Annotated in this window: 19 protein-coding genes; 18 read left to right on the top strand and 1 reads right to left on the bottom strand. The window is 54.0% G+C overall.

The genetic code is table 11. The features are described 5' to 3' along the window. The 7 genes from H6F67_RS25780 to H6F67_RS25750 all read left to right on the top strand — a co-directional run bounded on the left by H6F67_RS25780 (position 1) and on the right by H6F67_RS25750 (position 7,943). Positions 1-627, top strand: coding sequence for a hypothetical protein (locus H6F67_RS25780; protein ID WP_190769517.1), 627 nt, complete (start codon positions 1-3; stop codon positions 625-627). Next, positions 624-881, top strand: coding sequence for a hypothetical protein (locus tag H6F67_RS25775; protein ID WP_190769538.1), 258 nt, complete (start codon positions 624-626; stop codon positions 879-881). Before H6F67_RS25780 ends, H6F67_RS25775 begins: the two co-directional genes overlap by 4 nt. Positions 882-884: 3 nt before the next feature. Next, positions 885-1,115, top strand: coding sequence for a hypothetical protein (locus H6F67_RS25770; protein WP_190769516.1), 231 nt, complete (start codon positions 885-887; stop codon positions 1,113-1,115). 61 nt (positions 1,116-1,176) lie between these two features. Beyond that, positions 1,177-2,238, top strand: coding sequence for a pentapeptide repeat-containing protein (locus H6F67_RS25765; RefSeq protein ID WP_206753943.1), 1,062 nt, complete (start codon positions 1,177-1,179; stop codon positions 2,236-2,238). A 10-nt stretch (positions 2,239-2,248) separates the two neighbouring features. Beyond that, positions 2,249-5,443: a DEAD/DEAH box helicase gene (locus H6F67_RS25760; protein ID WP_242020801.1), complete on the top strand. Its 3,195-nt coding sequence runs from the start codon at positions 2,249-2,251 to the stop codon at positions 5,441-5,443. Positions 5,444-5,535: 92 nt separating this feature from the next. Beyond that, on the top strand, positions 5,536-7,614 hold the full coding sequence (gene recG / locus H6F67_RS25755; RefSeq protein ID WP_190769514.1) for an ATP-dependent DNA helicase RecG: 2,079 nt from the start codon (positions 5,536-5,538) through the stop codon (positions 7,612-7,614). A 71-nt stretch (positions 7,615-7,685) separates the two neighbouring features. Further along, entirely contained in the window at positions 7,686-7,943 is a 258-nt protein-coding gene (locus H6F67_RS25750; protein WP_190769513.1) for a hypothetical protein, read from the top strand. Here the strand turns inward: H6F67_RS25750 and H6F67_RS25745 are convergent. Continuing rightward, complete coding sequence (locus H6F67_RS25745; RefSeq protein ID WP_190769512.1) at positions 7,934-8,929, bottom strand: hypothetical protein; 996 nt, start codon at positions 8,927-8,929, stop codon at positions 7,934-7,936. The genes H6F67_RS25750 and H6F67_RS25745 overlap by 10 nt on opposite strands. Positions 8,930-9,172: 243 nt before the next feature. Here H6F67_RS25745 and H6F67_RS28275 point away from each other — a divergent pair, with 243 nt between their 5' ends. The 11 genes from H6F67_RS28275 (at position 9,173) to H6F67_RS25695 (ending at position 20,260) form a co-directional block, all read left to right on the top strand. Continuing rightward, a complete protein-coding gene (locus H6F67_RS28275) occupies positions 9,173-9,304 on the top strand; it encodes a hypothetical protein (protein ID WP_277874632.1) in 132 nt (43 codons plus the stop codon). A 26-nt stretch (positions 9,305-9,330) separates the two neighbouring features. After that, positions 9,331-9,873, top strand: coding sequence for a hypothetical protein (locus H6F67_RS25740; RefSeq protein WP_190769511.1), 543 nt, complete (start codon positions 9,331-9,333; stop codon positions 9,871-9,873). A 93-nt stretch (positions 9,874-9,966) separates the two neighbouring features. Next, complete coding sequence (locus H6F67_RS25735; RefSeq protein ID WP_190769510.1) at positions 9,967-10,521, top strand: hypothetical protein; 555 nt, start codon at positions 9,967-9,969, stop codon at positions 10,519-10,521. Continuing rightward, entirely contained in the window at positions 10,518-10,931 is a 414-nt protein-coding gene (locus H6F67_RS25730; RefSeq protein WP_190769509.1) for a hypothetical protein, read from the top strand. The genes H6F67_RS25735 and H6F67_RS25730 overlap by 4 nt, the downstream gene beginning before the upstream one ends. A 7-nt stretch (positions 10,932-10,938) precedes the next feature. Then, a complete protein-coding gene (locus H6F67_RS25725; protein ID WP_190769508.1) occupies positions 10,939-11,754 on the top strand; it encodes a hypothetical protein in 816 nt (271 codons plus the stop codon). Next, the gene (locus H6F67_RS25720) at positions 11,700-12,452 is read left to right on the top strand and encodes a hypothetical protein (protein ID WP_190769507.1); all 753 of its coding nucleotides are present in this window, start codon (positions 11,700-11,702) and stop codon (positions 12,450-12,452) included. The genes H6F67_RS25725 and H6F67_RS25720 overlap by 55 nt, the downstream gene beginning before the upstream one ends. Then, positions 12,427-13,053 (top strand): hypothetical protein, encoded by a 627-nt coding sequence (locus H6F67_RS25715; RefSeq protein ID WP_190769506.1) that lies wholly within the window; start codon positions 12,427-12,429, stop codon positions 13,051-13,053. The genes H6F67_RS25720 and H6F67_RS25715 overlap by 26 nt, the downstream gene beginning before the upstream one ends. Beyond that, entirely contained in the window at positions 13,047-13,907 is an 861-nt protein-coding gene (locus H6F67_RS25710; RefSeq protein WP_190769505.1) for a ThiF family adenylyltransferase, read from the top strand. Before H6F67_RS25715 ends, H6F67_RS25710 begins: the two co-directional genes overlap by 7 nt. 74 nt (positions 13,908-13,981) lie before the next feature. Further along, on the top strand, positions 13,982-17,320 hold the full coding sequence (locus H6F67_RS25705; protein WP_190769504.1) for a hypothetical protein: 3,339 nt from the start codon (positions 13,982-13,984) through the stop codon (positions 17,318-17,320). Positions 17,321-17,358: 38 nt separating this feature from the next. Continuing rightward, positions 17,359-19,650 carry a hypothetical protein gene (locus H6F67_RS25700; protein ID WP_190769503.1) on the top strand — a complete coding sequence of 764 codons (2,292 nt, stop codon included), beginning with the start codon at positions 17,359-17,361 and terminating at the stop codon, positions 19,648-19,650. A gap of 31 nt (positions 19,651-19,681) precedes the next feature. Continuing rightward, entirely contained in the window at positions 19,682-20,260 is a 579-nt protein-coding gene (locus H6F67_RS25695) for a hypothetical protein (protein ID WP_190769502.1), read from the top strand. Positions 20,261-20,284: the final 24 nt, after the last annotated feature.

Raw genomic sequence — 20,284 nt, 5'->3', positions numbered from 1 at the left:
GTGAAATCGACCGCCCCCAAGAAGAAAGCTTTCTCCAAATTCAGGCTCGATGAAGCTTACAAACAACTCAATCTCACACAGCTTACTAGCTGGAAAATCAAGTTTAACCCAGTTCCTCCGAGCGATGCGTTTCAAACTCATCTCGATCGCCTGCAAGTATTCGATGTAGGTCGATCAGAAGAAGGAAAAAAACTAATCATTGATGCAATTTTGATCGAAGCACTCCAGCCCTTCAAGCGGCTCAAGTTTTGGAAAGGCGCAACCTTAGAGAGTGAAGTTGCACACGGAGCCGCCGACTATTTGATGACAGAAAATAGAGGATACTTTGAAGCTCCTTTCTTGTGCATCGTAGAAGCCAAAAAGGACGACTTTGAGCAAGGCTTGGCACAATGTTTAGTTGAAATGCAAGCTTGCCTGTGGAGCAATCAGGCGATCGATCGAACCATTGATGTATTTGGAATCGTGACCAGCGGTGAAGGCTGGAAATTCTATCGACTTGATCTAGCAGGAGCCGTTCACGAAACCTTGCTATATTCCGTGAGCGATACTAACTCGATCTTAGGAATACTTCACTCTATTTTCGAGCTTTGTGAACAAAACCTACAGCAACAAGAAAATACACCATGAAGATCAAAGGAATTAAGCGCGGACAAACGATCGAACTCATTGAAGCAATCGATATTCCAGATGGAACCGAAATCTCGATCGAAATTGACGAACAGCAGTTGATCAGCGCCGAAGAGCGCCAAATGTTAGAGCTATACTACGGCAGTCGGGACGAGCTAGCCGACAATCGACCGCTCGCTAGCTTTATTGGAGCCGCGAAAGGCAGTTTTGCTACACCTGAAGAGGGTCGATCAGTTCATCCGACAGGAGCGTGATGCATGGGACTCCTGACCGCAATTGTGGGCGATCGAATCTATTTGGATGTCAATATCTGGATCTATGCGCTAGAGCAACACCCCACCTCCTCCCAATCATTAACTGAACTGTTTCAAAAAGTTGACGAGAAAAAACTTACCGTTTTGACAAGCGAACTGTCATTGACAGAAGCCCTCGTTGAACAAAAATTAGACTACGGACAACGAAGCTTCGATTTCAACACTGAAGTGTGAATTAACTGCTAGGTGGGCATTATGTGTCTATCTACTGAAGTGAGCGAAGACAATGAAGTCAATGCAGAACCAAGACTACCTTGAGCTATTAGAGCAGGGAGTGAATTCTTGGAACGAATGGCGAGAAAAATATCCTTGGATTAATCCAACTCTTGAAGGTGCGGTACTCACAAACAAGTACCTTGTGTCCTGCAACTTTAGAAATATGGATTTAAGATCTGCTACTTTCCGTTTTTCAAATCTTGAGAGAGCAGATTTTGAGGGAGCAAATCTTGAAGAGATTTGTTTTAGCGAGAGCCGTCTCTCGTCGGCAAACTTTAAAGGGGCAAATCTTGAACAGGCTAATTTTAAGGAAGCTGATCTTGTTAAAGCAACTTTTGAGAATGCCAACTTAAAGTTTGCGAAACTTGAAAAAGCTGATTTGATTGGTAGTAATTTTCAAAAGGCAAATCTTCAGTGGGCAAGTTTGGCGAAAGCAGATTTAGGCTGGGCAAATCTTGAGCAAGCAAACCTCATTTACACCAACTTAAAGAAGGCCAATTTAAGCAAGGCTAGCCTTAAATGGGCCAATCTAGCGGGTGCAAATCTTGCAAGAACCGATTTGCAACAGGCAGATTTATCTTGGACTAAACTTCATGGTATTAACTTCAATCGAGCATACTGCTGGGGAACCCTCTTCGAGGGAGCTAACTTCTCGATGTATCTTGGTATCAAGCGCCGTCCTGGGAAGGAGGGGGAGAACTTCGATGAACTAGATTTTGAGGAGGCGAGCCTCATTGGAGCAGTTTTAGAGCAAGCGAAATTCGACTGCGCTAGTTTAGAAGGAGTTGATTTCAGCTTTTCAGATCTTGAGGAGGCTAGCCTTGAGTGTGCAAATCTTCAGGGAGCATACTTTATTGATGCAAGTTTGAAGAACGCTCATTGTGAAAACGCAAATTTTAAGGGAACGCTCTTAATACGCACGGATTTAAGTGGAGCAAACTTTAAAGGAGCAAATCTTGAGGAATCATTTGTCTGCGATGCTGACGTTCAAGAAACAAGTTTCAAAGACGCGGCTATGGTCGGCATCGAACTTGTACGGACGGATTTACAACAAGCGGTTGACGTAAATTTACAACAATAAAATCCAGTAAATGATGCCGCAATCGCTCCGCAATTACAACTGGCTAATCGCTTACTCCAGCGACGAAAATAATCCGGTAAGTGACTTTTTCATTCCCGCTCTCGAATGCGCCCTCCAGTACGATCGCAAATCTGGCTTTTTCAACAGCAGCATCCTCAGCAAAGTGGCGCGAGGATTGGGGGCAATGCTGCAAAATCAAGGGCGAATACGGCTGATCATGGGCTGCCAGTTCAGCCCTCAAGACTTACGGGCCGTCCAGCAAGGCTACAAACTGCGAGAAGCCCTGACCGGTCGCCTCGATGCCGACCTGCAACCGCCCAAAAACTTCGCGCAACTCAAGCACTTCGAGATTCTAAGCTGGCTGATTCAAACCCAAGCCCTCGACATCCGCATCGCCGTTCCGCTCAAGGCAGACGGCACACCTGAAGAGAGCGATCGCCAGCTTGACCCCAACCGCATCTTTCACGAAAAAGTCGGGATCATCACCGACGCCAACGGTGACCAGCTTGCCTTCAGCGGCTCGAATAACGAATCGATCGGCGGCTGGGAAGCCAACATCGAATCTTTCCACGTCTATTGCGCCTGGGATGGCGGACGTGACCTAGAGCGCGTTCAGCTCGAAACTCTCCGATTCGACAAGCTTTGGAATGACGAGCTGCCCAACGTGCGCGTCTTTGAGATTCCAGAAGCCATCCACAAAAAGCTGTTGCGCTACGCTCCCACAACTCAACCTCAGTGGAGCCACCAAGCTGAATTTGATGCGCGATCGCTGCCTGCTCCGCAGTCGATCGAAGAACCGTTCTCCACACTGCCCATTCCCCCTGCCTCTGCCGAAGATTTGTCACGGGAACGACAAGCCTTTGCTCAGCTTGCCACCTTGCATGAACATCCGGGCTGTCTCGACTTCTCGATCAAATCCGTCCCGGTTAAACCCTGGCCGCATCAGCTTAAAATTCTGCGGCGCGTGGCCGAGCAGTTTCCCCGCAGCTACTTGATTGCCGATGAGGTGGGACTGGGAAAGACGATCGAGACTGGCTTAATCTTGCGCTACCTACTGCTCTCAAAGAAGGTGAAGCGCGTTCTAGTTTTGGCTCCCGCCAGCGTCCAACCGCAGTGGCAGGAGGAACTGCGCGAAAAGTTCAACCTCCACTTCTGGTCGCTCAGCCAAGGAGAACTCAAAGATCCGTATGGAGGCGCGATCGCCCCTGCTGTGAATCTCTGGAATACCCAAAACCTGATCCTGGCTTCTAGCCACCTCGTCCGCCGCAAAGAGCGGATGCAAGAACTGCTCGAAGCCGATACTTGGGATCTCGTCGTCCTCGATGAAGCGCACCACGCCCGCCGCAAAAATCCCCAAGCGCGGCAAGACACCCCCAATCGACTGCTGGAACTGATGGGGCAACTGCGAGACAAAACGAAAGCGCTTCTGCTGCTGTCCGCTACCCCGATGCAAATTGACCCGATTGAAGTCTTTGACCTGCTCAAGCTACTGGAACTTGCAGGCCGTTGGCGCTCTGGCGACAGCTTCTGCCACTACTTCGCCAGTTTGACAGACGAGCCAAACCAGCAAAGTCTGGACTTTTGGCAGCAGATGTCTACCGACTATTTCGATCGCGGCGGCAAACCCTGCCCTCACTTGCAGCAATACCTGGAGCGCGGTAGCTCAACTGATCCGCAAGCATCCCGGATGCTCGCCTACAAAGTGGAAGACATCTGGGAAGGTGGCATGAGAATTGTCAATGCTCGTCAGCTTCTAGCAGATGAATCGTTCCTGATGGCCTCACGACAATACCTCACGGTCAACACGCCGCTCAAAGACCTGATGTTTCGCCACACTCGCGACACCCTGCGCCAGTACTACCAACGGGGACTGCTCGATCGAGATATCCGCGTCCGGGAAGTCAAAGATAATGCGATCTCGCTGGAAGTCGATCGCGAAGTGCCGCTCTATCGAGCCGTGAGCCAGTATGTCCGCGACTTCTATCGACTGGCTCAAAAGGAAAACCGCAAAGCGCTCGGCTTTTTAATGACGCTCTACCGCAAGCGGCTCACCAGTTCCTTCTACGCCATTCAGCAATCGTTGCAGCGCCGCCTTGATGCCCTCCTCGCTCAGCAGGGAACCGGACTGAGCGAAGACGATTTGGCAGATTTCGATGATGCGGATGATGCCGTGATCGAAGGGCTGGAGTCATACCTAGAGCCGATCGACCCGCAGGAAATCCAGTACCTTCAAGACCTGCTGCGCCAGTTTGAGAACACCGGAGAAGACACCAAGCTCTCCTGCGTGATCGCAATGCTGCGTCAGGAGCTAACCGATCGCGAAAGTGCGATCGTCTTCACCCAGTACACCGACACGATGGACTATTTGCGCGGCGAACTGCGGCTGCTCTATGGCGCTCAGGTTGCTTGCTACTCCGGGCGCGGCGGCGAACTGCTGCGAGACGGACAGTGGCAGCGAGTGCCCAAAGAGCAAATTAAGCAGCGCTTTCGCGATGGCGAAATTAAAATCCTTCTGTGTACCGAGTCCGCGAGTGAAGGCTTGAACCTGCAAACCTGCGGCGTGCTGTTCAACTACGACATGCCCTGGAACCCGATGCGCGTTGAGCAGCGAATTGGCCGGATCGATCGCATCGGCCAAAACTACCCGACCGTGAGAATCCATAACTTCTACTACGACGGTACGGTCGAGGCCAAAGTCTACAAGAAGCTGCGCGATCGCATCAACGCCTTTGCGATCGTGGTTGGCAATCTGCAACCCATCCTGGCAAAAGTGCCCCGCTTTATCGAACAAGCCGTAATGAGTGCTGATCCACAAGAAGAAGATGTGCTGCTCTCTGAGTTCGATCACGACCTCGACAGCCCGCCGCTACGTCCAGCACTCGATCAGATGGTGGTGATGGATGTGGAAGCTGATATCGCTGAAATTCGCAAGGCGACCTCCCCGTCACCCGTCACCCCAGAAGCGATCGAGCAACTCTTGACGACCTCAACTTTGATTCGCTCTTGTGGTGCAAGGTTTGAATTGCTTAGCGATTCTTCAGCAGGACGCACCTGGAAACTGACGTTTAAGGGTCAGATTCATGCTGTGACTTTTTACACAGCGGTGTTTGAAGAACAGCCCTCCCTACGTTTGATGAGCTTTGGCGATCCGCTGTTTGAAGAATTGATTGCGACTGTGGTGAGCGATCGCCCTTCGTCGCGCTAGCGATTCAGATTTGCAACTGCTTGGAGTTTGGTTAGCCCCCATCGCAATTTCTGCTATCGCAGAACCTCGATCGCTCTTTTCGATCGAGGCTTATGGTTACGACTTCCAGCTTCCTGCCCTGCCACTTCAACGCCGTCCAACAAGCCCAACTTGCAAAACTCAAAATCGCATCAATTCGCGATCTACTCTATTACTTTCCTCGCGACTACATCGACTACAAACTCGTCTCGATCGCAGCCGCCGCGATTGGCGAAACGGTTGCGATCGTCGCGACCATCGGGCGTCATCGCATCACCAATGTCCGTAACGATCGATTGCTGCTGCAAACTTGGGAAATCAAAGACGCAACGGGACGAGTGCGCTGTACTCAGTTCCATCGCTCCGCCTGTCGATCGCAATTCTGGCGGCACCAGCAGCACGCTCGCCATCGCCCCAGCACGAAAATTTTGGTGTGCGGCAAAGTCTATCGAGATAGTTACAGCGGCCAAAAAGCAATCAAGGCCGATCGAGTCACACTGATCGACTTCCCCACTACCGTAGAAGATTCAATCATTCAAGCCGTTTACGCGCTCAAGTCCGGCGTGGATGCGACGACACTACAAGCTTGCATTCAGCAGGCGATCGCCCACTCCTCGATCGACGATCCGCTTCCCCATAAAATTCAGCAGCACTACGGCCTTGTGGATCTGGCAACGGCGATCGCTCACCTGCATCAACCGCCCAATCGAGCCGCCCTAAAAGCAGCACGCGATCGCATTGCCTTTGATGAATTGTTCTACCTGCAACTTGGTCTGCTGCTGCGCCGACAGTCCCTTCGCGCTCAGTCGCGATCGATCGCCCCGCTGCACTTTGATCTGCTCGATCGCTTTTACGATACGCTGCCCTTTGCGCTCACGGGCGCTCAGCAGCGCGTGATTGCCGAAATTCAACAGGATTTCGCGCAGCCTTACCCAATGAATCGACTGGTGCAGGGCGATGTGGGATCGGGGAAAACCGTCGTAGCTGCTGCCGCTTTGCTGCTGGCGATCGCTACTAGGCAGCAAGCAGCACTGATGGCTCCGACCGAAGTTTTGGCCGAACAGCACTACCGCAGCTTATGCCAGTGGCTTATGCCTTTGGGCATTTCTACTGCGCTGCTGACGGGTTCAACGTCACTGGCCGATCGCCGTCGCATCTACGCCGCACTGCGGTCGGGTGAACTGCCGCTAATCATTGGAACCCATGCCCTGATCCAAAAGTCCGTGCAGTTTCAGCAGTTGGGCTTGGTGATTATCGATGAGCAGCACCGCTTTGGTGTGAATCAGCGACTGTGCTTGCAGCAAAAAGGCGATCGCCCGCATGTTCTAACCATGACGGCAACTCCCATTCCGCGTACACTCGCACTCACCCTGCATGGCGATCTCGACATTAGCCAGATTGACGAACTGCCGCCGGGACGCCAAGCCATTGAGACAACCGTGTTGACGCCCGACGATCGCGATCGCGCCTATGCCTTGATTCGCCGTGAACTGAGCTTGCGCCGCCAGGTCTACATCGTGCTGCCGCTGGTTGCCGAATCGGAAAAGCTCGACCTCAAATCGGCGATCGAAGAGCATCAGCACCTTCAGGACGTGATCTTCCCGCAATTCAAAGTTGGCCTACTGCACGGACGGATGACATCGGCTGAGAAGGATGACGCGATCGAGCAGTTTCGCCAAAATCAAACGCAAATTCTCGTTTCCACCACCGTTGTCGAAGTCGGCGTGGACGTTCCCAATGCCACCGTCATGCTAATTGAACATGCCGAACGGTTTGGCCTGTCGCAGCTTCATCAGTTGCGAGGTCGAGTCGGGCGTGGGGTGGCACAGTCATTTTGTCTGTTGATAAATACGGCTGCGAATGAAAATAGTGCTGAGCGACTAGCCGTGTTATCTCAATCTCAAGACGGCTTCTTCATCGCCGAAATGGATATGCACACTCGCGGCACAGGCGAAGTTCTTGGCTACACACAAGCAGGCGTTCCAACCTTTACCGTTGCCAATCTCGATCGCGATCGCCACTTGCTCCTCAAAGCTAGACAAGCGGCTGAAAAAGTCGCTGCCAAATCAACCGAACTGCAAAGTTGGAACGTCCTCTACAGCGCTTTGCAAGAACACTATCCCCACCTCGATATCGGCGATCGATCGAATTAGAGCAACCGCAACTCCAGTCGATCGGCTATCGCCGTTGCCCCGTTTGACCCTAATTTTCGACTTTTCGCAGCATGGCCTACCTTAACTTCAACCTCACCACCACGCCGCAGCGGTTTCATGTGCTGTTTCCCTACAGCAACCCAGGTGCGGTCAACTTCACCGCCTGGGAAAACCACCTCAAGATGCTTTTGACTGAATCTGACTATAACGATACTCGTAAGCTCAAGCTCACCGATCCTGACCCCGAACCTGAGAGCGTTGAATTTCATGCTTGGCGGCGTCAGCAGCAAAGCACTCCTGCTACGCCTCCATCTTCCGATCAGCGCTGAATCCGGCGCGATCGACTCAGTTGACGCTGCGGCGTGGATTTCGATCGCGCTGGTGGAGTAAAAGTTGCACCATTGCTGTTCAAGTACGATAGACGGTACTGAGATTTTGCCATGCGCTGCGCATCCTTCGCGCTCCACCGCTTAACTCGCTCCAGGTTTGGCACTCCCCAGAGCGATCGCCGCACCCGATCATCACCGCTCAACCGTGCCACGATCGCCGCAATCAGCTTGCAGCAGGACAAGGGCGATCGCACGATTTGAGATTCGGCCAGTCGCACCACGATCCAGTTGCCCCGCAGAAAAAACTGGTTGCGTCTCTCCTCCTTGCGATCGCCCGTGCAGTGAATGGGTGCTTGGCTTTTTCCTTCATACGGCTCGTCGCACTCCACGTCAAATGCCAGTCCCGATGCGTGGTGGTAAACCACAAAATCCGCGCAGTAGGATTGATCTGTACCGGGAATCGCAAATTCGATGCCACAGCACACGGAGAAATCTGGGTACGGAAACCATTGCAGCAAATGCACGAAAAATCCTTGCTCACTCACGCCCTGCTGCGCCTGCACTCTTCCCTGAATTAGATTGGGAGACATGACCTGTTCATTCTTTACTTGCTGAAGCTGGTGAATGGGTCGAGTCTCGTTTAGATCTTGCAATGATATCAGTGCTGCTGGGATCGATCGGGTCGAATGAGCGGATCGCGCTTTTGCAAGTACGCCGACTACGATCGAAGCTCCGATGATCCAGCCAACCCACATCAGCCAGCTACCCCAACCCACAAACACAATTCCAGCCGAGACAAGTAGGGCGAGGAGCAGCGCGATCGCAGCAACCAGATTTGATGTCTTCACGGGTTGAATGTCTGGCCGCATCAAGGTTGGTTGATTTGCTTTTTGTGCTGGTGGTGATTGTGGCGCGATCGAGGAAACAATTTTCGGCCTTTTCTGCAAACTTGCTGGGTACAGCACGACTGGGTAATAGTCACTCATGCTTCAGACCCAACTGCCGTCATAGTCAACGTAATTCATCTTTTCGCTCACCTGCAATAAGCCTTCTTTAATTCTATTTCTTGGCTTTTAGGCGCTGTTGACGTTGCAACGATCGAACCAGAAACCCGACGCTCTTAATGGTTAGGGTGCGAATTTAGCTCCCGACATCAATGCAATCTTGCGCCCTAACCAGCGATCGCGCTATCGCGCTGGCGGCACTGCCGTTTTTTGTGTCGCTTTCAAATGCTGATTCAATTTCTTGACTACCTGACAGCCCTGCAACACTGTTTTGTCTTTGCTTCCAATCCTGATACGCTGCTGCTCGAAGCGATCGCCGCCGATCGCGACTACCTCGAAGTGGGAGGCCGCTGGTGATGACCTTAGCTACCACACTTAGCACGATGCACCAGCGCTGCCAGGAAATTTGGCAGCAGCTTGAAACTGCCGATTCTGCCGTCCAAGCTCAACTGCTTGATGAACTTTGGGCAAATCAGGCTGATCAAGAAGAAACGGTCGATGCGATCGTCGAGCTGATGCTGCAAATCGACGCGCAAATTCAAGGCCACCAGCAGCAAATTGATTATTACGTGCAGACCCACGAAGGCGCGATCGCACAACTCAAACAGCAGCGCGATCGCATTACGGCCTCAATCGATCGACAGTACCAGTGCGGTGTCATTCCTCAAAGGCTCGTCGGCACTCAGCATCGAATTTCGGTGCGGTTCAATCCGGCGAGTGTCGATGCAACTCAGGTTGATGCCACAACCTTGCCCGATCGCTTTCGTCGCAGCAAAACCGAATATGTCGTTAACAAGAAAGCGCTGCTAGCGGCTTACAAAGCGAATGAACCGCTGCCGAGCGGCGTTCGCGTTTTCCAGCGCCGCAAAATCGAGTTTGGGCCGATTTCACACCTGGTCGATTTGGCGTTTCAATCGCCAAGTTAACCGAACAGAAATCGTAATTTTGCCAATCTTTGCGCTTCTACATTTTATTTGCGATCGCCACAGAATTTGCCCTGCAAGTTTCATCGAGGCTCTATGACCCAGTGGCTCACGATCGAGCAGGCAGCGACTCAGTTTAAGCTGGAAGCTGCCACGCTCACCCAGTATCTTTCACAAACAAATCCGGCTTCGCACTTCAGCCAGGTTGGGCTGTACTTCGATGCGAATCGCTATCAAAATCAGCAATCTGACTTTTTGCGGCAACTAGCTCCCAGCGATCTACCGTTCGACTTCGATCGCGGCAAAGTTGACATTCACCTCACGCTTTATCCTGCAATGGAAGGCGATCGTCTGGTGTGCCTGTCGATTACAACTCAGGAAGACTTCCCGCTGATCGCTGCCTGCAACTTTGCGGAGTTGATGCCGCTGCCTGCACCTCTGGCAGAACTAATCGATCGCTTCCAGCAGGATTTGCCGCTGCGACAGTTGCGCCATCAAGTGCAAGAACGCCAAAAATCCCAAAAGCAGCACCAGAAACCTGCTTCCCCTACCACAGCGCCAAGTCAGCCTGCGACAACCGTGCCGAGAGGCGGCGAAGCCATTGTTCCACCTCCACCTGCGCCAAAAGTTCAGCAAATTTCCTTGCTATGACTACACCAGAATCCTCGACCTTTGATTTGCAAGAGACGGTAATTGTCGTTTATGAAGGCCAGCAGCATCCGGTTCCCCGCTGCATTGCTGACGACGATCAAAAGTTGCGTGATGCCTTTGCGCCGATTCATCCCCAATTGAAAGAAGCCACGATCGAGCGTAAGGATGGAGAACCGATTCAAATTCGCCGTAAACCCGGCGCAAAAGCGGTTTCTACTCCGATCGATCATCTGATTGCTGCCCCTGCCAACATCAATCCAGCGATCGCGCTGCTGCATTCAAACCGCAAAATTGCTGCTAGCGATTTGGTTGCTGAGCTTGAGCGATCGATCAGGGATATTGAGTGCGTCGATCGCAGTCTGCTCTACCTGTGCCGCGTCGATGCGAGTGTGCTGCCGCTGAAAATTTGAATCAATCATGCCAATTTCACTCGATAGCCGTGCTGCTGTTCTCACCTTGGCGCAGCAGCTTTCTCCAGCGGCAAGGCTGCCTCGATCGCTACAGGGGTGGATCGAACATCAGCAGCTAGCGCAAACGCTGCGATCGCTCCACCAAACTTACTTTCCGCAGGCGTACTGTCGATCGCGCCGTGCCCTCGTGCCCAACAGCGATGCGAACGCTCACACGGCACTAGAGCAAGAATTTTTTGCCCTAGTCGATGAACATCTATTTCCACTCAATGGATGGGCACTCGATACGGCAAGGACAGAACGCCTGTGGACAATTCCCATCCTGAGCTACTGCCTGTGCTGGGAAGAAGACTTCGACCAGTTAATGCAACCTTGGCAGGCGCTGCTGGTTTTCACGGACTACGGGCGCGAATGGATTGAAGACGATGGAGATACGGAGGAATGGTATCGCGACATTAGCGGGCGATCGATTGCCGACATTGCTCCTCCCGATCGCATCAACTTCAAGCAGCTTCGCCGTCAGTGCCGATCGAGTCCAACGCCAATTCGACACCTGCCCCACGCGCTCAACTGGCTCAATCACTCGACTGGTAATCTCTGGCTCGATCTGCATCCGGAGTATAGCGATGAGTTCGCCTGGTCAGCGGTCAATGTGCAGCGGCTGACGCGATCGTGGCAAAAGGCGCGATCGATCCTCAATCGCATCACCAGCTTGATTGACTGGCTAAACGAAGATTTTGAATCCAACTTTGACTTGCTCATCACCGAATGGAACGCTTGCCAACTTCCTCACCCCCGTCCACTCACCTCACCGCCCAGATAGTTGAACAGATCCTTGCACCCGTCCAGCAAGAACGATTGTCTCTATCAGGTACTTCAATTCAAGCAGCCTTGCTGTTTATGGAGGGCTGGTATCTATTTCAGTATCAGGCGGGCAGCCAAACGCAATACAAATGCCTCGATGCCGCTACGCTTCGCACTGCCTTTAGCCACGACCCGATCGACAGCGGCTTCCTTCCCCCAAATTTGTGGCGCTGGGCACTGACACCGCAGGGCACTTGGGTTGTGCAACTGATCGCTGCTCAGCAGGTCACGATCGCCCACGACAACGATACGTCGTTCACGATTCCTCTTCCGCCCCTCGTCTTTGCAGGCTGTCAGCAAGAGTATTACCTGTGGGCGCTGAACACCCCGAATCCAACGCCCGACTCGATCGCGTTTGCGGCTCCCCTTCCGAACGTGAACGCTGGAACGGGCGAAATCTGCTGGGGCAACAACAACCCGCCGATCGCGCATCCCACAACGATCGTCGCCGCTTGGAATTTGTTTATTCAAAGTCCTTTCAGCCATCACTGGACGGGCGGCAAATCCAAGCAGTTTCGCGACATTTGCCAGCAGATTCAAACGCTCGATCGCAATCGTCGCCGCCGCTATCCCCTCCCAGATTTGATTTCCACTCAAGTTTCGATCGATACCTGCCTCAATCGCCTGATTTATGGATCAACTAACTTCGCTCATTGACCACAAGCTGGTGGCTGACGCGCTACCTGAACACACCAGCTCGAACCGTGAATATCTGTATGCCAGCAACGGCGTGTTTGTGCGTGCCGTTCGTCCTGGCTTAGTCGCGATCGTTCCTATCCATTGGTACGATCGGGTGATTCCCGGACTGGGGGCGATCGCTCCGATCGTCCAGCTCACGCCGCGCCTGCCTGAATTTTTGCTGCTGCAAGCGTGGCAGCGCTGCTATGCCGCCTGCACTGAGTCTAAAGAACTGCTGTGTCATTTCGTGTATGAGAATTCGAGCTGGCAGCTTGTCGTTCCCGACCAAATTCAAGAGAATTCGACCTGCCACCCGCCCGATCAGCCAGATTCGTCTTACTACAGCGCCACGATCGATCTGCACTCGCACCAGCGCTATCCGGCTTATTTCTCAGACACCGACAACGCCGATGAAGTCGGATTTCGCCTCTACATCGTTCTCGGCCAGTTGCACCTGCCAACGCCGCAAATTCTCACTCGCGTCGGCATCTTCGGCCATTACTGGATAATTCCAACAGCCTGGGTTGCCGAAGGCGCAGACCACTTCATCGATGCCGCCTTTGAGAATGCGCCATGCTAAATCTTGACTATCTCAACGCGCAGCGCATTGTCACCTTTGACTACCGCGCCATTGACATTTGGCTAGTTGGCGTGGGTGGAACTGGATCGTGGCTTGCGCCGATGCTGGCTCGCTGGGCGATCGCTCAATCATCACCGTATCGATCGATCACCTTAACGCTGGTTGACCCGGATACAGTGGAACGCCAAAATCTGACGCGGCAAAACTTCAGCGCGGCGGAACTGGGTGCAAACAAAGCGAGAGCGATGGCGCTGCGTCTGTCTTTGACCTCTACCTTGCCAGTCGTTGCGATCGATCAAGTCTTTGACCCAGCCTGGATTCAGCCGAGTACCGAAACGCTGACGCTGCTGTGTGGCTGTGTCGATAATGCCGCCGCTCGCCGCAGCATGGCCGCCGCCCTGCCGCACAATCGCAATTGGACGCTGCCGCGCCTTTGGCTGGTTGACTGCGGCAATCACCGCACGTCGGGGCAGGTGGCGATCGGCTCTCATCTTCAGGATGACCCGAACTTCTACCAGTTTCAGGCGATCGGAGCTTGGGCACTGCCTGCTCCTACCGTCATCCTGCCAGAACTGAGTTTTGACGAATCGCCCGCCGCGCCGCAGTTTCGCTGCGTTGAGGGGGATGATCAAACTATGAGCGCGAATCAGATGGCCGCGACACTGGCGCTGGTGCTGATCGCGCAATTAATGAGCAATCGCCTCAAGCATTTCCTCACCGACTTCGATCTAGAAACGGGCAGTACGCGATCGCGCTACATCACTGCTGACACAATCGCGCAACTGCTGGGTCAAGCCGCTGACATCCGCAGCCGTCACACTCGATCGATGCCTTTGCGCTCAAACGCGCTTTAGTCGCAGGGCGCGATCGCGCCTTCCCTCGGGGTTCCCTATCACCCCACTGCAACCGTTCACTTTTTCGTGTCGCTATGGCAAAAACGATTCGACTCAAAGATGGAACACTCCGCGTTCCCGTATTTGACGGCTCTGCTTCCAGCGGCAAAGGCGAATTTCTAGAGCCAGTCAAGCTCGCCAATACGCTGCTGCAAGATCTCTTCGACCTCGAAGAATTGCGATCGCTCCTCATCGTCAAGATCGACCAGGACTTTGACAATCCAGGCGATCCCAAACATTTGTGTATGCGCGAATTTGACGATGGCAATCTTCGCCAGCTTGCCTTTTCTTCTGGCAAAAACTACTACTATGCCGATCGCGCCCTCAAAGATAAAATTAACCAGCTTTTTGACATCGAGCCAGATAAAGCCTGTAACTACGGATCGCTACTGACGAGCAACTGTCATGAAGGCGGCGGACGCTTTGCCGAGTTGCGCGTCAAGCTCGTCGATTACCAAGACCCCAAATTTGCTCGCTACAAAACCAACGATTGTCACGGCAAAGCTGCGCCCTGGATCGTTGAAGCCCTCGGCGGCAGTTCCAGTCGTCCGTTTCAGTTTCGGCTCGGCTACCGCGACCAGGCTGCTGCCCACAGCGAGGATGCGCCACCTGGAAGCTTCATCGCTAAGGGAACACTGTTGCAGCATCAGCGCTTGTGCGAACAAGAAGATTGCGACATCATTCTCGATCGCTCCTCAATCAAGCCGAAGCGCAACCTTGACTGCCGCACCTACACCCTGCCACTAGCGGCACTGGGCAACCGCAGCAACGCGAGAAATTCTCAGTTCAACTGTAGCTGGCAGTTCATCCAGTGGTTTTCGCCGGATGCGGTGCGAACTGATTTTGGCCCTGCTACCGCAAGAGCTGCCCAGCAGCTTCGCGATTTGCAAAAAGATCCGCGCCGCCTGATTGCCTATCTAATTGAGCAGCACGACCAGCGTAAGCAGCACAGCGGCAGCGATGATTCGATCGACACCCCAGATGACAATGACGATCGCAACTCTACTGAACAGCGCGAAGACACCAAGATGATTCGCCTGCTGCGAAGCGATCGACTCGGACTGCTGACTAGTTCACCCCGGTTTGGCGTTTACCTCGAACGCGCCACCGCTAGAGCCTGGAACAATCTCGCCAGCAAAAGCGCCGTCAAGTTTCGATCGGGCATGGCAATTCCCGCCAGCGCCAGCGAACTCGATCGCAGTCAGGTGTGCATTCCCGGTGTGCCCGACGGCGAAATTGTGCTGCTCACCCGCTACCCGATCATCAACCGCGACAACATCCGCAAATATGTCAACGTGGCTCATCCGACGCTCAGTCGGCTCAAAGGCACGATCGCAATTCGCGGCGAAAGCCAAGGCGACCCCGGTGATGCGGCTGAATTTCACCAGATGGATTTTGACGGCGATGAAGCAGCGTACCTGCTGGCTCGCGACTATCCCAACGTTGCCCGCGAATGTTACTGGGCAGGCGCAAACGCCAAATATGATTTCGACCCGGTGACGCAGCGCCCCAAGCAGTCTTACCTCGACATTCGCGACGAGCAGGGCGATCGCAAATACCGCAATCTCGCTTCGATCGCCGTCGCCAGCAGCAATCACAGCGTCGGACGCATCGCCAACTACATCGGTCGAGTGCAGTGTTCTAGCTCTAATCCGCGTGAACAGCCAAAGCAGTTTCGTGCTGCTCAGCGATCGCTGCTCAACCGCTGCTTTGATGGCCTTCAGGTCGAAGTAGACTATGGCAAAAGCGCCCTGCGCATTGCTGATACTGACCCAATGCTGATTGACGACTGCATCGCCTGGAAAAAGCAGCACCCTGTCCCCTTCTTCGACTTTCTCAAGCACCCCGACTGCTACCGCAAATTTCCGCTGCCAGCCGTTGGCGAAAGCTCGGTTGACCTGTTGGCGCGAGAAGCGGTCAATCCCCAGTGGGAGGCGGCTCGATTGCAAAAGCTCGATCGCCACTACTTCCAGTTTCTATTTGAGCCGCCGCGCAACTCGAATCTCAAAGATTGGGCAGCTCAAGTCTCAGAAGAGGTGAAGCGGGCAACCAGTCGCATTCGTCGCCGCTGCACCAGTAGTCAGGGACGCTTCGATCGCGACCAGTTTCAAACTGAGCTAGGTGATCTTTATCAGGCTTACGAAGAAAAAGTAAACCGCGCCTTTCCGCCGAGCGCTCCGAATCGCCGGATGCAGGCCGCAGCAGCGCTATGGCACGAGCAGCATAAAATGCCCAGCGAAAGCGTCGATCGCAAAAAGTCGTTGCAGTCCGCGCAGGGCATGAAGATCACGTTTGAATTTGAGCAGGAGCGCAAGCTGCCCAACCGCGCCTTGCCAATCGATACTCATGTGCTGACGGTTCCCTTTCAAAAACCGCTTACAGATGGCAACGGGGACAGTCGCGATCGCAACGGTCCGCTGTACTGGCGCGAGTCGCTTCAGGCTAAGGGTATCGAGTTTGTTGCCGTTGTCAACCCGAATCTGCCCGTTGTGGAATTCATCTTGCCCAATTTGCGCGAAGCCAACGTTCAACTTCTCGATCGACGCTTTGGGGGTAACGACCTCGATCCCACTTTCGAGACGCTGCCCGATCGGATTGTGCCCCCGACCGAATACAAGCACTGGACAACTTCTGAGCAAGAACCGAGTCAGGGCGCACTGGTTTATAACCTGTTTACCGAAGAGATTTGCCAGCGGCTCGAAACCTATCAAATTCACGAACTGTTGGTGCAGGGCATCGATCGCAACGCTTACGCCAACACAAACTTCCACTCGTCAAGCTGGCGCACTCAAACCATCGAACTCACGGTTGAGCCGTACCAGCTTGACCCCAATCACCCCGAATTCGATCGCTACAGCGGCGTTCCCGCCCTCACGCTTAACGGCAAATTTCTCGGCATGTTCACGCCGCAATCGCCGAAGCTGCCGATCGGCAGTCGGATTGAAGCCACGATCGAGCCACAAGATAAAATTTTGCGGCTCCACACCCAGCCCGATCGCGTCTACGTTCCACCCCTGGAAGCCCAAACGGATACGGCTACGCTAAGTGTGAACTCGCTGCGGCGTGAACTGCAACAGGTTCACGATGAAACGCAAGCGGTGCGCTTTCGGCTGGGGCCGTTTGCGGTTCGGGTTGATGCTGCCGATCGCAGCTTTACGGCCTACGACGAGCAGAGAAACCCAATTTGGCAAGGTGCGATCGATCGAGCAGGCCAAGACGAAATTCCGCTCAGTTCCACTCACCTTGCTGCAATTCAAATTGCTTTTGACGAGCCGCCTGCTTCTGCTGTCGATCGCCTGCCCGTGCAGCCCCCAGCGCAATCGATCGCTTCACAGCCGCGACACAGCCGCAACACATCGACGCTAGAGCGTTAATTCACAGTTGCCTTAGTTTCTGCTTTTTCTTGCAGGCTATGGCAACTCGACCTTCTGTTTCTTCCCGTTCAAAATCGCATCGTGACAACGGCAATAGCTACCTAACTGACGAAGCCGACCTCAACTACATCCTCGACACGCTCGACGCTGCGGTTGATGCCGCCGATGTGGGGCAGTTCAAATCCTGGCAGGATTTCGCTGCTTACGTCGAAGACTTTAGCGCCCAAGGCGGGAACGACCCGATCGGGGTTGATTTGGTCAAGGGCAATCACGGCAAAGTCGTCGAATTTCATCTTTCCCTGGCAGATAGCCCGCACCAGTGGACGACGGCGAAATATCTGGCAACGAACCTCGGCCTCGTCGATGATCAGGGCAACATTGACCCAGATTACGACTTCAGCCCCAAGGGACTCGAATTCCTTGAAGTTCCCGATCGCAGCAAAGCCAAAGCCGCAGCTCGCGATCGCAGCAGTTCGGGCAAATCTGCGACTCGCCGCGATCGCCGTGCTGTTGCAGCTCCTGATCTTGGCGATGATCTGTTTGATGATGCCGATGCGGACAACGCAACCGCTGACGACTCGGCAACCCGCCCTAACCGCAGCCGTCGATCGACCAAAGCTACGCAGCTTCTTGGTGAAATCGAATCCGCATCCAGCCAGACTACAAGTCGCGCCCGTTCTCGATCGCGCCCACAGGCCGAAGATGAAGAGCTGGACGTTGACGAAACCGGAGATGAGCTAGAAGACGAAGCCCAATTTGTGCCAGCGCCGCCTCGCACTCGCCCTTCGTCCCAATCGTCTGCTCGTGCCGCCAGCCAAAAGCGCGATCGATCGCAGCTTGAAGTTGACCCGGAGCCAGTTCGCCGTCGTCATGTCCAAGTCGAACCGATCGAAGGTGAACTCGCACAGGCTGCCGCTGACGTTAGCCGTCGAGTCGCTCAATCAAGTGCAGAAATCGACGGCGCGACCGTCTCTGGCCTCAGCGCTCAAACCGCGATTGCTGGTGTCAGTACGATCGCGCTGCTTTACAAAGTTGCCAAAGATGCCCACCAGCGCGATCGCCTCAAAGCACTCGCAGAGCGACAGGTTGCCTTCGATGAGGACGTTGCTACGCTGCACCAAAAAGCCGAGCAGCTTGAAGATCCCACTGTTCCTGCTCAACCAACAACGCAGGCGCAGTCTGCTTCGCCTTCTCGAAAATCATCGCCGCCATCGCAAGCAGCACCCCCGACCGCTGAGCCGAAAACCAGCATTGACAAACTCGATGAAGTCGGTCGCAAGCTCGACCCCAACTACCAGTCGATCGCCAACGACCTCCCTCAGTTTGACCCCAAGGCCAGCATTGAAGCGCAAATTGCCGCACTCGAAAAGCGGATGACCCGATTAGAGCAGCGCCTCGATCGGCTTGAAGCACTGCTCGAAGCCAAGCTGGAGCAGCAGTCGTCTAACGACAAGGTTCACACCAGCGACACGCCCCTGCCAATCTCAGATTCGACCATACAAACACAATCGATCGCTTTGGAGGATAAACCTGCAACGCCTTCCACTCAACGTCACGCGCCAGACCATACGCCAATCACGCCCCTTGTGTCCTCGACTCCTGGAGCCAATCCGCTCGAAGATATTTTGAGCGATCAGCAAACCAAGCAGCAGCAAACGCTTTGTGTCGAAGCACTGGCGGCCTACGCCAAGACGATCGCCACCGTCGAACACATTGACCTTAACCACAGCCCGGTTCCGCTCAGCCACGATCGCTTCATCTATCTCACCGAATCCGATCGCGGTACAACGATTTCGCTAGAGCAGACGGTGGTTGGCACAGCCCTAGAAGATGGCAAGTTCAATCAGCAGTTTGCCGCTCATAAACCCGCCAACCAGAACGCTTGGCAGATTACGACCGATCAGCTCAGTGCCGACGACAAAACGGCGCTGGCACGACTGCCTCAATCTGCTGCCGCGCTTGAACAGCAAGGAGCCGCCCAAGCGTTTGTCCACTCGCTTGAGCAGCACTTTCCCGATCGCTTCACCGCTGAGGCGGCCAGCTCAATTCAGTGGAACGAACAGGGACGGCCAAAATACCGATTCGATGTGGCTCGCGAGAACGATCGCACCACGATTCTGGGGCATAACGCCCATAAAGACCTCGTACTGCAAGCCACGCTGGGCGATCGCAACAACTCTGTTGCCGATGTTGCGCTCTGCACAATTCCAACTCACGAAATGGTGCAGGCGATCGATCGGCTGGGTCAGGTTCAAGACGCGCCCGCAGCAGAAGCAAGACGGCAGCGCGATCGCAGCCCAGTCAGTGCGGCTCCAGATCAGGAACGCTAATTCTCTCCTCACCATTCAACGAATTTAAGCTATGAAAACTCGACTTCGATCTCTTCCTCGCAATCGCGCCCTGCCCATTCGCCGCAGCGATTTCGCCTTTATTGGCATTTGCCTGTTGGCGATCGCTTACTTGCTAATTCGAGAACCGCTGCTGCTGGCAATTTTAGGCTGCGCCAGCATTGTTCACATGGGGTCGTGGCAGATTGTTCGCGCTTTGCCGATCGTCGAAAAGTGGCTCAGTGCCAAAATTACGCCTTGGCATGTCGGCACGATGATTATGGCGACGACTGCTGTATTTGCCGTGCTGCCGCATCCGGCTCACGCCATTTTCCTCAGCGGATTGGAGAACTTTGTCACTGACATTGCCAACAGCGCTGGAACAGCAGGCGGCGGCACGGCAATTCCGGCAACAACGGTGGCGCTAGTTTTCAACATGATTCGCGCCGTGTTTTTGCTGCTGGTAGGCGCTGCCGCTTTGTATTCGTACAACCAGGCGCAGCAGGGCAATGACTGGAGACCGATCGCCAGCCAGGTTGGAATTGCGTTTGGTGCAGTTTTGGGCATCGATGTGATCACGTTTTTGTTCATCGGCAACGGCCAAACCGCCTAGCGCTCGCTTTGCTCAACTTCACTG

The sequence above is a fragment of the Microcoleus sp. FACHB-1515 genome (assembly GCF_014696105.1).
Classification (GTDB): Bacteria; Cyanobacteriota; Cyanobacteriia; order Elainellales; family Elainellaceae; genus JAAUTJ01.
Note: the sequence above shows the minus strand (reverse complement) of the source record. Positions and strands in the feature narration are given on the sequence as shown.

Excerpts from the sequence above, each read along its gene's own strand:
- H6F67_RS25775 (WP_190769538.1), top strand. The coding sequence starts at position 624 with ATGAAGATCAAAGGAATTAAGCGCGGACAAACGATCGAACTCATTGAA.
- H6F67_RS25770 (WP_190769516.1), top strand. The coding sequence starts at position 885 with ATGGGACTCCTGACCGCAATTGTGGGCGATCGAATCTATTTGGATGTC.
- H6F67_RS25765 (WP_206753943.1), top strand. The coding sequence starts at position 1,177 with ATGCAGAACCAAGACTACCTTGAGCTATTAGAGCAGGGAGTGAATTCT.
- H6F67_RS25760 (WP_242020801.1), top strand. The coding sequence starts at position 2,249 with ATGATGCCGCAATCGCTCCGCAATTACAACTGGCTAATCGCTTACTCC.
- recG (WP_190769514.1), top strand. The coding sequence starts at position 5,536 with ATGGTTACGACTTCCAGCTTCCTGCCCTGCCACTTCAACGCCGTCCAA.
- H6F67_RS25750 (WP_190769513.1), top strand. The coding sequence starts at position 7,686 with ATGGCCTACCTTAACTTCAACCTCACCACCACGCCGCAGCGGTTTCAT.
- H6F67_RS25745 (WP_190769512.1), bottom strand. The coding sequence starts at position 8,929 with ATGAGTGACTATTACCCAGTCGTGCTGTACCCAGCAAGTTTGCAGAAA.
- H6F67_RS28275 (WP_277874632.1), top strand. The coding sequence starts at position 9,173 with ATGCTGATTCAATTTCTTGACTACCTGACAGCCCTGCAACACTGTTTT.
- H6F67_RS25740 (WP_190769511.1), top strand. The coding sequence starts at position 9,331 with ATGCACCAGCGCTGCCAGGAAATTTGGCAGCAGCTTGAAACTGCCGAT.
- H6F67_RS25735 (WP_190769510.1), top strand. The coding sequence starts at position 9,967 with ATGACCCAGTGGCTCACGATCGAGCAGGCAGCGACTCAGTTTAAGCTG.
- H6F67_RS25730 (WP_190769509.1), top strand. The coding sequence starts at position 10,518 with ATGACTACACCAGAATCCTCGACCTTTGATTTGCAAGAGACGGTAATT.
- H6F67_RS25725 (WP_190769508.1), top strand. The coding sequence starts at position 10,939 with ATGCCAATTTCACTCGATAGCCGTGCTGCTGTTCTCACCTTGGCGCAG.
- H6F67_RS25720 (WP_190769507.1), top strand. The coding sequence starts at position 11,700 with ATGGAACGCTTGCCAACTTCCTCACCCCCGTCCACTCACCTCACCGCC.
- H6F67_RS25715 (WP_190769506.1), top strand. The coding sequence starts at position 12,427 with ATGGATCAACTAACTTCGCTCATTGACCACAAGCTGGTGGCTGACGCG.
- H6F67_RS25710 (WP_190769505.1), top strand. The coding sequence starts at position 13,047 with ATGCTAAATCTTGACTATCTCAACGCGCAGCGCATTGTCACCTTTGAC.
- H6F67_RS25705 (WP_190769504.1), top strand. The coding sequence starts at position 13,982 with ATGGCAAAAACGATTCGACTCAAAGATGGAACACTCCGCGTTCCCGTA.
- H6F67_RS25700 (WP_190769503.1), top strand. The coding sequence starts at position 17,359 with ATGGCAACTCGACCTTCTGTTTCTTCCCGTTCAAAATCGCATCGTGAC.
- H6F67_RS25695 (WP_190769502.1), top strand. The coding sequence starts at position 19,682 with ATGAAAACTCGACTTCGATCTCTTCCTCGCAATCGCGCCCTGCCCATT.